This window comes from Streptomyces sp. NPDC030893, assembly GCF_055571535.1.
Window position 1 is genome coordinate 607,159 of the sequence record NZ_JBVIFC010000002.1, and the last position, 11,381, is coordinate 618,539.

Below are 11,381 nucleotides of genomic sequence, written 5' to 3' on the forward strand. Positions count from 1 at the left end.
CACGGCGGTGGCCCACGGGTCGCCCGTCCCGGTGGGGCCCGCGGGCCCGCCACCGTGGCCCGCCCACGCCCCACCGGAGCCCGTGCCCCCGTCGAAGCCCGACGCCCCGCCCCCCGGGACGCCCCCCATCGCACCCTGTCCCGCCGAGGCCACCCCGGGGTCGCCCAGGCCGCCGGGCACGGCGTTCGCCGCCCCGTCCGGGACCGCCCCCGTCCCGTCCCCGGCGAAGGACACCGGGGTCGCCTCCGCCGTCCCGCCCCCGAAAACCGTGAACAGGGCGGACGCCGCGAGCAGGCCCGCGCCCACCGGGACCAGGCCCAGGCCGACCAGCAGGCCCTCCGCCGGGACCAGGCCCGACTCGTAGCCCGCGCAGACCGTGCAGTCCCGGACGTGGCGGGCGACCCGCTTGCGCCACAGCGCCGAGGGGACGGCGTCCCAGGGCGCGACCACATCGTCCAGGAGCACGCAGCGCGGGTGCGCGGCCAGCGCCCGCACCACCAGCCGGGCCGTCTCCAGCTGCGCCTTCATCCGCTGCACGCGCACCGCCGTGTGCTGCGCGGACAGCTCCATCGCGGCCGCCACCTCCGCCCGCGTCAGCTCCCCCGCCGCCTCCAGCCACCACAGCGACAGCAGCGCCTGGTCGTCGGGGTCCAGCCAGCGGGTGGCCTCGGCGGCCTCGCGCCGCTGGCCCTCCAGGCCGAGCCGTACGATCGTCAGGTCCACGAAGTCGGCCCCCGGGTCGGCGACGTCGTACGCGTCGTGCAGTGCCGAACTGGCCGGAGCCGTACGGTGATCGCGCCAGTGGTGACGCAGCTGGTTCATGGTGATGGCGACCAGCCAGGACCGGAAGCCGTCGGGGTCCTTCAGCGAGCCCAGCCCGGCGAGGGCGCGGAGCATGGTCTCCTGCACCACGTCGTCGACGTCGGGGTGCCCGTTCAGGGCCCGGCCCACGATGTTGTAGACCAACGGAAGGTAGGCGGCGACGAGTTCGTCCTGGGCGCGCATGTCGCCGTGCCGTGCCGCCTCGACCGTCTCCCTGCCGGGTCCGCTGCTCGCTGCCACGCTCGTCCACGCTCCTTCTCGGTCCTTCTCGGTCCGGGACCGTAGTGTCCTGGCCCTGTCACCACAGGAGAGCCACCGCGCCGGGCCGGATAACGGAAAGCGCCAGGACCGGGCGGGCGGGCGTCATTCCAGCACGTGCCGCAGGTACGCCCCCGGGTCGGCGAGGTAGCGGCGCCAATGGTCGACCAGGGCGAGATCCTGCCAGGTGGTGCGGCGCATACCGTGGTCGCCGACCTCGACGATGTCCGCGCCGGGGAGCGCGGTCAGCAGCGGGGAGTGAGTGGCGCAGATCACCTGTGCGCCGGCGCGGGTCAACTGGTCGATGTGCCCGAGCAGTTCGAGGCAGGAGGAGAAGGACAGGGCCGCTTCCGGCTCGTCCAGCACATACAGACCGGGGTGCAGGAACTTGTCCCGGAACGCGGCGAGGAAGCCCTCGCCGTGACTGCGCGCGCCGGGGTCGAGGCCCTCCCGGCCGAGGGCGTCGAGGGCCGTCTCGGCGCGCAGGAAGAAGCCCTGGCGGGCGGACCAGGAGGCCAGCATCCGGCGGCCCCCGGGGGCGGCGTCGAAGCGGAGGCGTTCACCGAGGACGGACTTGGTGCGGTGGCTCGCGTAACGCCACTCGTGGGAGCCGCCCCAGGGGTCCAGGCCGAAGCCCTCGGCGAGGGCCTCGACCAGGGTGGACTTGCCCGAGCCGTTCTCCCCGACGACGAAGGTCACCGGGGCGGTGAACCGCAGTCCGCCGTCCAGGAGTTCACGTACGCAGGGGACCGACCAGGGCCACTCCCCCGCGTCACTGGAGCCCCTGTGTGCGTACGCACGTTCGACGATCACGGGCCCGAGTGTCCCACGGGGACAGGGTCACCGGGCGGCAGGCCGCCGGTGATCCGCCCCTCACTTCGTCCCGACGGCCCTCAGCACCGTCAGCACCAGCGTGCGCGCCACCCGCACCGTCTCCCGCAGCGAGACGTGTTCGCGCCGGGGACCCGAGCCGGAACCGACCCCGGCGCGGGAGCCCCAGTCGGCCGGTGCCGACGCCAGGCCGGCGGACACCCGCCCGCGAGGGCACCCCGCCCCACCACTCGCCGGAACGGCCCCACGCCTACCGAACGCGCCGCTCACCGGCCCCGTCGTCCCCGCCGTCGGCGCCGGAGCCCGGGCCGGGGCCGGCGTCGGCCGTCGTGCCCCCGCCCGTGGCACCGCCGCCCGCACCGCCGCCCACCCCGCCGCCCACCGTGAACCCGGTCACCGTCCCCCCGCCCTCCCGCCGGAAGGCGTACGGGGCTCCCCCGTGGGCCAGTGCGACCTCCCGGACGATGGAGAGGCCGAGCCCCGACCCCGGCAGGGAACGCGCGTCGGCGGCCCGGTAGAAGCGGTCGAAGACGCGGGTCAGGTCGTCGTCGGCGATGCCCGGCCCCCGGTCGCGCACCTCCACGCGCACCGTGCCCGGGCGGGCCGGCCCCGCGACACGGATCTCGACGGGCGCCCGGCCGCCCCGGTCGAACTTGACCGCGTTCTCGACCAGGTTGGACAGTGCCCGGGTCAGCATCCCCGGCCGCCCGTCGGTCGTGGTGTCGCCGCTCGCGCCCACCACGATCTCCCGTCCGGTGCGCCGCCGGGCCAGTCCCGCCACGTCCTCGGCGATGTCCGCGAGGTCGACCCGCTGGGGCGGCTCGGTGTCGGACTGCCCGGCCGCCAGCTCGACCAGCTCGTTGACGAGGTCGGTCAGTTCGCGGGCCTCCTGGGTGAGATCGGCGACGAGTTCCTCACGCGTGCCGGGCGGCAGCTCGTCGATGCGGCGCAGCAGGGAGATGTTGGTGCGCAGGGAGGTGAGCGGCGTCCGCAGTTCGTGCCCGGCGTCCTGCACCAGCCGGCGCTGGTCCTCCTCGGACTGGGCGAGCCGGCCCAGCATCCGGTCGAAGGCGCGGCCGAGGCGCCCCACCTCGTCGTTGCCGGTGACGGGCACCTGGATGCCGAGGCGCCGGGTGCGGGCGACGACCTCGGCGGCGTTGGTGAGGACGACGAGGCGGCGGGTGATGCGGCGGGCCAGCCACCAGCCGAAGAGCCCGGCGCCGACCACCACCGCCGCCATCAGGACGAGGGTGCGCCGCTGGAGCGCCCGCAGCAGGTCCTCGGTGTCGCTGAACTCCTGCGCCACCTGCACCGCGCCCCGCTCGCCGCCCAGCGAGACGGTCGCCACCCGGTAGACGTCGTCGCCGACGTCGACGCCCGCGTGGACGACCACCCGTCCCGCCGTGGCGGCGCCGGCGATCCGGCGGTCGGCGTCGACGACCGGCAGCCCGGGGTCGCCCGGGTCGAAGACGCTGCCGTCCGGCCCGAGCACCTGGACGTCGGTCCGGGCGGGCCGTACCAGGTCGTGCCCGGGCGCGGCGGAGGAGAAGTCGAGCGGTGTCATGCGGTTGTCCCGGACCTCGCCGCGCAGGTCCTGCACGACCTCGTCGAACACGGACTGCTGGTCCACCCGCACCAGCCGCGCGGCGGCGTTGTACGACAGGATGCCGACCAGCACGGTGACGGTGGCGGTGACCGCCGCGAACGCCACCGCGAACGTGGTCCCCAGCGACAGCAGCCGCAGCCGCCGGCGCGGAACCGGCCCGGACCGCCCGGACGGCCCGGACGCACTGATCGCGGTCACTCCGCCCTCAGCACGTAACCGACCCCGCGCACGGTGTGGATCAGCTGGGGCGCGCCGGGCTCGTCGAGCTTGCGGCGCAGGTAGCCGACGTAGACGGCGAGGTTCTTGGAGCCGGGGCCGAAGTCGTAGCCCCAGATGCGGTCGTAGATCGTGGCGTGTTCCAGGACGACGCCCGCGTTGCGGATCAGCAGTTCCAGCAGTTCGAACTCGGTGCGGGTCAGCTCCAGTTCGCGCCCGCCGCGCCAGGCCCGGCGCGCCTGCGGGTCCATGCGCAGCCCGGCCGCCTCGACGAACCGCCCGGAGGGCTCCGGCCGCGGTTGCGCCGCGGGCTCGGGGGCCGGCACCGGCGCGGCGGGGGCGGCGCGGCGCAGGAGGGCGCGCAGCCGGGCGAAGACCTCCTCGACGTCGAACGGCTTGACGACGTAGTCGTCGGCGCCCGCGTCCAGTCCCGCGATCCGGTCGGCGGTCTCCACCAGCGCCGTCAGCATCAGCACGGGCGTGCGGTCGCCCTCGGCGCGCAGCACCCGGCACACCTGGAGCCCGTCGATGCCGGGCATCATCACGTCGAGGACCAGCACGTCGGGCCGGCCGCGGTGGACCTGCGCGAGCGCCTCGACCCCGTCGGCGACCGCCGTGACCCGGTAGCCCTCCAGGGTCAGGGCGCGTTCCAGCGCGTTGCGGATGGCGCGGTCGTCTTCGGCGAGCAGAACGGTGTGCGGCACGGGGCAAGTGTGCCAACCACCGGACCCGGCAGGACCCCGGTGGACGGCACCGGGGCCCCTTCTTACCCGTATCTCACCCGGCGGGCCGCAGCGCCGCGAGGCGCTCCTCGAAGGGGGTGACCTCCTCGAAGGAGTCCCGCCGCGGCAGCGGACGGGTGGCCGACAGCCCCGCCATCAGCGCGGCCAGCTCCCCGGCCGCCCGCTCGATACGCCCGTCGAGCCCCTCGGCGCCCCAGTCCTCGGAGGCCGCGTAGACCCCGGTCGGGACGACGACGGCCCGCAGGTAGGAGAAGAGCGGACGCAGGGCGTGGTCCAGCACCAGCGAGTGCCGGGCGCTGCCGCCGGTCGCGCCGATCAGCACCGGCTTCCCGGCGAGGGCGTCGGGGTCGGTGACGCTCAGCGCGTCGAAGAACGACTTGAACAGCCCGCTGTACGACGCCGAGAACACCGGCGTGACCACGATCAGCCCGTCGGCCCCCGTCACCGCGTCGAACGCCTCGGACAGCGCCCGGCCGGCGAACCCGTTGGTAAAGGTGTGCGCGATCTCCACGGCGAGGTCGCGCAGCTCGATCACCCGGATGTCCGCCGGACCGGGCTCCGGGGCGGTCGCGGCCGGGGCGGCGACCGCCGCCAGCCGGTCGGCGAGCAGCCGCGTGGACGACGGCACGCTCAGTCCGGCCGATACGACGACGAGCCTCATGCCCGCGCTCCTTCCTTCTGCCGGGCGGTGGCCAGCAGCGAACTGTGGGTCGGCGCGTCCGGCACGTCCTCCGGACGGTTCTTGGCGAACTCCTCGCGCAGCACCGGCACGACCTCCTCGCCGAGCAGGTCGAGCTGCTCGAGGACGGTCTTCAGCGGCAGGCCCGCGTGGTCCATCAGGAAGAGCTGGCGCTGGTAGTCACCGGCGTAGTCGCGGAACGACAGCGTCTTCTCGATGACCTGCTGCGGGGAGCCCACGGTCAGCGGGGTCTGCTCGGTGAACTCCTCCAGCGAGGGCCCGTGCCCGTAGACCGGCGCGACGTCGAAGTAGGGACGGAACTCGCGCACGGCGTCCTGCGAGTTCTTCCGCATGAACACCTGGCCGCCCAGGCCGACGATCGCCTGCTCGGGCGTGCCGTGCCCGTAGTGGGCGTAGCGGGCCCGGTACAGCTCGACCATCCGCTTGGTGTGGTCGGCGGGCCAGAAGATGTTGTTGTGGAAGAAGCCGTCGCCGTAGTACGCGGCCTGCTCGGCGATCTCCGGCGAGCGGATGGAGCCGTGCCAGACGAACGGCGGTACACCGTCCAGCGGGCGGGGCGTGGAGGTGAAGCCCTGCAACGGGGTGCGGAACTTCCCCTCCCAGTCGACGACGTCCTCGCGCCACAGCCGGTGCAGGAGGGCGTAGTTCTCGACCGCGAGGTTGATGCCCTGGCGGATGTCCTGGCCGAACCAGGGGTAGACCGGGCCGGTGTTGCCGCGGCCCATCATCAGGTCCATCCGGCCGTCGGCCAGATGCTGGAGCATCGCGAAGTCCTCGGCGATCTTCACCGGGTCGTTGGTGGTGATCAGGGTGGTCGAGGTGGAGAGGACCAGCTTCTCCGTGCGGGCCGCGATGTAGCCGAGCATGGTCGTCGGCGAGGACGGCACGAACGGCGGGTTGTGGTGCTCACCGGTCGCGAAGACGTCCAGGCCGACCTCCTCGGCCTTCAGCGCGATGGCGACCATGGCCTTGATGCGCTCACGCTCGGTCGGCGTGCGCCCCGTGGTCGGGTCGGGGGTGACATCCCCGACGCTGAAGATCCCGAACTGCATGGCCGCTCACCCTCCAGGTTGTTTACGGTTCAACTATACCCCTGGAACGACCCCCCGCCCCCCGCTATTCCCCACCCCGGGTACCCGGCGGCCGGCCCCTGACCACCAGGACCTCTCCCCCTGACCACCAGGACCTCTCCCCCTCACCGACCGGCCCCTCAGGCCTCCCGGACCGTCCCCGACCGCAGCCGCGCCGCCTGCTCCGCTCCGAAGTCCGTCGCCCGCCGCATATGGGCGATGAACAGGGCCAGCTCGCAGTCGTCGAGGTCGTCGAAGAGCGCCACCCAGCCACCCCCGAGACGGTCCCACACCCGCCGGAACTCCGCCGCCCGCTCCGGCACCGGCGCCACCAGCACCAGCCTCCGGTCCCCCGCGTCCCGCTCCCGCACCACATGGCCCGCCCGCTCCAGCCGGTCCACCAGCCGCGTCGCCGACCCGGTCGTCAGCCCCGTCAGCTCCGCGATCCGCCCGGTCGTCACCGGACCGTCCTCCAGCGTCAGCAGATTCAGACACTGCAGATCGGTGGGGTGCAGCCCCAGATGATCCGCGAGCGCCTGGTTGAACAGCGCGTACGACGCCATGTACCGCCGGGACACCACGGCCAGCTCCGCCATCAGCCCCGGCCGCGCGCTCACCGGCATGCCCACTCCTCACCACCGCGTCCGACCTACCCCATGTATCCCCGGCCCGGCCCCCACCAGGCGCCCCCCACCAGGTGACGTACGGCCCCGTGCGAAGCTGCGCGCATGCTGATCCTCCGCTCCGCCGCCCTGTTCGTCCTCGCCGCGCTGCTCGAGATCGGCGGCGCGTGGCTGGTCTGGCAGGGCGTCCGCGAACACCGCGGCTGGATGTGGGCGGCCGGCGGCGTCCTCGCCCTCGGCGCCTACGGATTCGTCGCCACCTTCCAGCCCGACGCCCACTTCGGCCGCGTCCTCGCCGCGTACGGCGGCATCTTCGTCGCCGGCTCGATCCTGTGGGGCGTGGTCGCCGACGGCTACCGCCCCGACCGCTGGGACATCACCGGCGCGCTGGTCTGCCTCGCGGGCATGGCCGTGATCATGTACGCCCCGCGCAACGGCTGACCCCCGCCCGCCGGCCCCCGCATATGCTGACCGGGCCCGGCCCCGACCCGCCCGAGGAGCAGCCCCATGGCCCCCGCCGCACCGCCCGCCGCGTCCCGTATCGCCGTCGTCACGGGGGCGAGCAGCGGAATCGGCGCCGCCACCGCACGCCGGCTCGCCGAGGCCGGCTACCGCGTCGTCCTCACCGCCCGCCGCAAGGACCGCATCGAGGCGCTCGCCGAGGAGATCACCGCGGCCGGCCACCAGGCCACCGCCTACCCCCTCGACGTCACCGACCGCGCCGCCGTCGACGAGTTCGCCACCGCCTTCAAGACCATCGGCGTCCTCGTCAACAACGCCGGCGGGGCACTCGGCGCCGACCCGGTCGCCACCGGCGACCCGGACCAGTGGCGCAGCATGTACGAGACCAACGTCCTCGGCACCCTCCACCTCACCCAGGCCCTGCTCCCCAAGCTGGACGCGAGCGGCGACGGCACGGTCGTGGTCGTCACCTCCACCGCCGGCCACGCCACCTACGAGGGCGGCGCGGGCTACGTCGCCGCCAAGCACGGCGCCCACGTCCTCGCCGAGACCCTTCGCCTGGAGATCGTCGGCCGCCCGGTGCGCGTGATCGAGATCGCGCCCGGCATGGTCAGGACGGAGGAGTTCGCCCTCACCCGCTTCGGCGGCGACACGGAGAAGGCCGAGAAGGTCTACCGGGGCGTCGCCGAGCCCCTCACCGCGGACGACGTCGCCGACACCATCACCTGGGCGGTGACCCGCCCGCCCCACGTCAACATCGACCTCCTGATCGTCCGCCCCCGAGCCCAGGCCTCCAACACCAAGGTCCACCGGGAGCCGTGACCCGGGCCGCCGAGCCATTCCACCCCGGCGGCCTGGCCTTCCCTGCCCATCGGCGCCCGCACCGACCGTCCCGGAACTGCCGACAAGCAACTCCGGTCACCCATAGGGGTGAAAGGCATCGATCACCCAGCCGGGGCAGGAACACCCGATCTAGGCTCGCGATCAAGTCAACAGAACGGCGCTCGGCCGGGATTCCCGCCCCGGCCGAGCGCCTCACCATCAGGAAGGCACAACTTCCCATGGCTGCACAGGACTTTAGCGCGCCCGCCCGACGATTCATGGACCTCGAAGACCCCGAGTACGCCTACATGTTCGGCTTCCTGCAGGCCGACGGGCACCTCCACCAAGACACAAGGCAGAGGGGACGCCTCTCGGTCGAAATCAACGCCCGGGACGCCCACATCCTCCACGAGTTCCAGCGGCTGACCCCATACCACAGTTCCATCAGGGAGCGGATCCGCGTCACCAACTTCAGCGAACAGCACCGCTCAGCCATCTGGATGGTGTACGCACTCGAAGCCCGCACCATCGTCAACGAACTCGGCATGCCGTACGGAAAGAAGTCCATGCTCATCCGGCCGCCCCGCGTCGACTTCCGCCGCCGCGACTACCTCCGGGGAATCATCGACGCTGACGGTTCGCTCGGCTGGACGGCCCAGGGCTTCCCGTATCTCTCCTTGACGTCGGCCAGCACCGACCTCGCCGCATACATGTGCCACTACGCGAAGAAAGTCACGGGCGCAGAGCGCACCCCCGGCCGCAACACCCGCGACCAGGTCTACGTCCTCACCTACTTCAAGGAGCACGCACAGCGGCTCGCCGAGCACCTCTACTACCCCGGCAGCCTCGCCCTGGACCACAAAAAGGCCAACGCCGCGTCGATCCAGACCTGGACCCGCCCCGCGAACATGAGAATCGCACCGCCCCGCCGCCGGTGGACCCCGACGGACGACTGCGAACTGCTCCGGCTCGGTGATCCCGCGGCCGCGGCCCTCGCTCTCGACCGCACCCAGCAGAGTTGCTCCATGCGCCTGTGGCGACTCCGCACCGGCCAGGTCGCGGCGCCCGCCGACTGACGTAAGGACCCGGGGCGCCACCACCCAGGCGCCCCCAGCCGGTCAGCCCTTCACGCAGGTGAACTGCTTGAGCTTGGCAACGACCCTCGCACCCTTGCCGCAGCACACGTCCGGCAAAACGCTCTCATTCCCCCGGAAAACCAACAGAAGTCCCGAATCGCAATACCGGCACCAAGGTCGAGGAAAAGGGATGACGGACCGGCGTCCACGGCAGTGCGTGCGATACACATTGTCTGCGAAGGGCGCCCCCCTGCGGCAAGCGATTAACCAGCGGGGACACTGGGAAGGCCCGGCGGGCACCGGCCCGCACCCACCGTCGAGAGGAGCCCGACCGTGCAGCGGAAGGCGTACGTACCCGGCGTCGCCGCGCTCCTGGCGGCCGTACTGGCCGGCTGCACCGGCAGCTCGGACGACGGCGGCCCCACGGACGACTCCAACCCGGGAAGCGCCGGTACGGCGTCCCAGGCCGCCCAGCCCGGCAAGTACGCCACGCTGCCCGAACCCTGCGGCTCGGTCGAGGGCAGGACGCTCGACGAACTCCTGCCCGGCATCGGGGAGATGGCCGACGAGGGCAAGCGCGAGAAGGCGTACGCGGGCGAGGCGACGCTCACCTACGACACCGACCGCAAGGTGGGCTGCCGCTGGAAGGTGGAGTCCGCCGAGGCCACCAACCACCTGCTGGTGGACCTGGAACGGGTCGTCTCCTACGACAACGCCGTCAGCGACGACGCCCAGGCCGAGCAGCTCTTCGCGACGAAGCGGTCGGAGGCCCAACTGCCCGAGCCGGCCGGGGCGTCGGCGGACTCGGCGGACTCGGCGGACTCGCCCTCCGCCTCCACGTCCCCCTCCGCGTCCCCCACCGGGCCGTCCGCGGACGCCGGTTCGTCCCCGCCCGCCTCCACCTCGCCCTCCGCCGCCCCGTCCGACCTCCGGCCGCGTCTGCTGGAGGACCTCGGCGACGAGGCGTTCCTCGACGACGAGCTCGACAGCGCCGGTTCGACCGCCCGGCAGCGCACGGTGACTGTGGCGTTCCGCACGTCCAACGTGATGGTGACCGTCGAGTACGCGGAGCAGCCGATGACCGTCGGCGCGGTCCCCGACAGCAAGGAAATGCAGGACAGGGCACGGAAACTGGCCGACGAGCTGGCCGATTCGCTGGGCGGCTGAACCCCGTTCACGCACCCTCCGCCCCCTCGGGCGGAGCGCGCGAAGAAGGGCCGCCCGGGTGACGCAACGCGTACCGTGACCCCTCGGACCCGATCCGACCGCAGGGAACACGAGCGTCATGAGTGAAGGAACCATGCAGCGACGAGCACAGCGAGAGCAGCAGTCCGGTCAGAAGGTGAAGCGTCTCAGCCGCGTCCTTGCCTGCGCGGCTGCCGCCACGGTGATGCTGGGTGCCGCCGGCTGCTCCTCGGACTCCGGCTCCGACGACGGCAAGGACAAGGGCGCCGGCGCCTCCGCCTCGAAGTCCGCGAGCCCGTCGCCGACGGTGCAGGCGGCGGCGTACCAGAAGCTGCCCGAGGCGTGCGGGGTGCTGTCGAAGAAGACGCTGGAGGATTTGGCCCCGAAGGCGAAGGCGGGCAAGGAGGGCGGCTCGGACGATGTCGCCACCCGTGCCAGCTGCTCCTGGAACAGCCTGGACAACAACGGTGTGAAGGGTTCGCAGTTCCGCTGGCTGAACGTGTCGCTGCTGCGCTTCGACTCGGACACCACCCGTGGCGCGGGCGACAAGCTGGCGAAGGAGTACTACGCCAAGCAGGTGCGGGACGCCCAGGCGACCGAGGGTGCGAAGGGCGCGAAGGCGGAGCCGCTCACCGGGACCGGTGACGAGGCGACCGCGGTGCGTTACGACCTGAAGAAGAAGGAAGGCACCTTCAAGCAGCAGACGGTCGTGGCGCGCGTCGAGAACGTGGTCGTCACGCTCGACTACAACGGTGCCGGTCTGGCGGGCGACAAGACGCCGGACGCCGACGACCTGATGAAGGACGCGCAGAAGGCGGCCAAGGAGGCGGTGGCCGCGGTGACGGCCGCCAACGGCCCCGGTGGGGCGAGCAGTTCGCCGTCCGCGTCCACGTCCCAGAAGCCGTCCGCTTCGGCCTCGAAGGCGGCTTCCGACAAGAGCTGAGCCCCCTGAATCAGCACCGGCCAC

At 72.8% G+C, this 11,381-nt stretch carries 13 protein-coding genes; 5 read left to right on the plus strand and 8 right to left on the minus strand.

Annotation, left to right across the window (positions count from 1 at the left end; translation table 11 throughout):
* The 8 genes from ACZ434_RS07565 to ACZ434_RS07600 form a co-directional block, all read right to left on the minus strand.
* The coding region (locus ACZ434_RS07565; protein ID WP_468452947.1) for a sigma-70 family RNA polymerase sigma factor at positions 1-1,005 on the minus strand (1,005 nt) is incomplete at its 3' end.
* Positions 1,006-1,185: 180 nt separating this feature from the next.
* Positions 1,186-1,893, minus strand: coding sequence for an AAA family ATPase (locus ACZ434_RS07570; RefSeq protein WP_468452799.1), 708 nt, complete (start codon positions 1,891-1,893; stop codon positions 1,186-1,188).
* Positions 1,894-1,953: 60 nt separating this feature from the next.
* Positions 1,954-2,112: a hypothetical protein gene (locus ACZ434_RS07575; RefSeq protein WP_468452801.1), complete on the minus strand. Its 159-nt coding sequence runs from the start codon at positions 2,110-2,112 to the stop codon at positions 1,954-1,956.
* A gap of 49 nt (positions 2,113-2,161) precedes the next feature.
* Entirely contained in the window at positions 2,162-3,715 is a 1,554-nt protein-coding gene (locus tag ACZ434_RS07580) for a sensor histidine kinase (protein ID WP_468452804.1), read from the minus strand.
* A complete protein-coding gene (locus ACZ434_RS07585; protein WP_468452806.1) occupies positions 3,712-4,437 on the minus strand; it encodes a response regulator transcription factor in 726 nt (241 codons plus the stop codon). Before ACZ434_RS07585 ends, ACZ434_RS07580 begins: the two co-directional genes overlap by 4 nt.
* 73 nt (positions 4,438-4,510) lie before the next feature.
* Positions 4,511-5,137 carry an FMN reductase gene (locus ACZ434_RS07590; RefSeq protein ID WP_468452808.1) on the minus strand — a complete coding sequence of 209 codons (627 nt, stop codon included), beginning with the start codon at positions 5,135-5,137 and terminating at the stop codon, positions 4,511-4,513.
* Positions 5,134-6,228, minus strand: coding sequence for an LLM class flavin-dependent oxidoreductase (locus tag ACZ434_RS07595; RefSeq protein ID WP_468452810.1), 1,095 nt, complete (start codon positions 6,226-6,228; stop codon positions 5,134-5,136). The genes ACZ434_RS07590 and ACZ434_RS07595 overlap by 4 nt, the downstream gene beginning before the upstream one ends.
* A 158-nt stretch (positions 6,229-6,386) precedes the next feature.
* Positions 6,387-6,869 (minus strand): MarR family winged helix-turn-helix transcriptional regulator, encoded by a 483-nt coding sequence (locus ACZ434_RS07600; RefSeq protein ID WP_468452812.1) that lies wholly within the window; start codon positions 6,867-6,869, stop codon positions 6,387-6,389.
* Between the two features lie 105 nt (positions 6,870-6,974).
* On the opposite strand from ACZ434_RS07600, the gene ACZ434_RS07605 reads away from it, so the two are divergent.
* From ACZ434_RS07605 to ACZ434_RS07625, 5 genes are all read left to right on the plus strand, one after another.
* A complete protein-coding gene (locus ACZ434_RS07605) occupies positions 6,975-7,310 on the plus strand; it encodes a YnfA family protein (RefSeq protein ID WP_125504915.1) in 336 nt (111 codons plus the stop codon).
* A gap of 66 nt (positions 7,311-7,376) precedes the next feature.
* Positions 7,377-8,153 (plus strand): SDR family NAD(P)-dependent oxidoreductase, encoded by a 777-nt coding sequence (locus ACZ434_RS07610; protein WP_468452815.1) that lies wholly within the window; start codon positions 7,377-7,379, stop codon positions 8,151-8,153.
* Between the two features lie 278 nt (positions 8,154-8,431).
* Positions 8,432-9,229, plus strand: coding sequence for an LAGLIDADG family homing endonuclease (locus ACZ434_RS07615; protein ID WP_468452817.1), 798 nt, complete (start codon positions 8,432-8,434; stop codon positions 9,227-9,229).
* A 333-nt stretch (positions 9,230-9,562) separates the two neighbouring features.
* On the plus strand, positions 9,563-10,396 hold the full coding sequence (locus tag ACZ434_RS07620) for a DUF3558 domain-containing protein (RefSeq protein WP_468452819.1): 834 nt from the start codon (positions 9,563-9,565) through the stop codon (positions 10,394-10,396).
* A gap of 118 nt (positions 10,397-10,514) precedes the next feature.
* Complete coding sequence (locus ACZ434_RS07625; RefSeq protein WP_468452821.1) at positions 10,515-11,357, plus strand: DUF3558 family protein; 843 nt, start codon at positions 10,515-10,517, stop codon at positions 11,355-11,357.
* The last annotated feature ends 24 nt before the right edge of the window (positions 11,358-11,381 follow it).

What these genes read in the sequence shown, in the direction of transcription:
- ACZ434_RS07610 (WP_468452815.1), top strand. Translation starts at nt 7,377, where the DNA reads ATGGCCCCCGCCGCACCGCCCGCCGCGTCCCGTATCGCCGTCGTCACG.
- ACZ434_RS07590 (WP_468452808.1), bottom strand. Translation starts at nt 5,137, where the DNA reads ATGAGGCTCGTCGTCGTATCGGCCGGACTGAGCGTGCCGTCGTCCACG.
- ACZ434_RS07625 (WP_468452821.1), top strand. Translation starts at nt 10,515, where the DNA reads ATGAGTGAAGGAACCATGCAGCGACGAGCACAGCGAGAGCAGCAGTCC.
- ACZ434_RS07600 (WP_468452812.1), bottom strand. Translation starts at nt 6,869, where the DNA reads ATGCCGGTGAGCGCGCGGCCGGGGCTGATGGCGGAGCTGGCCGTGGTG.
- ACZ434_RS07615 (WP_468452817.1), top strand. Translation starts at nt 8,432, where the DNA reads ATGGACCTCGAAGACCCCGAGTACGCCTACATGTTCGGCTTCCTGCAG.
- ACZ434_RS07605 (WP_125504915.1), top strand. Translation starts at nt 6,975, where the DNA reads ATGCTGATCCTCCGCTCCGCCGCCCTGTTCGTCCTCGCCGCGCTGCTC.
- ACZ434_RS07595 (WP_468452810.1), bottom strand. Translation starts at nt 6,228, where the DNA reads ATGCAGTTCGGGATCTTCAGCGTCGGGGATGTCACCCCCGACCCGACC.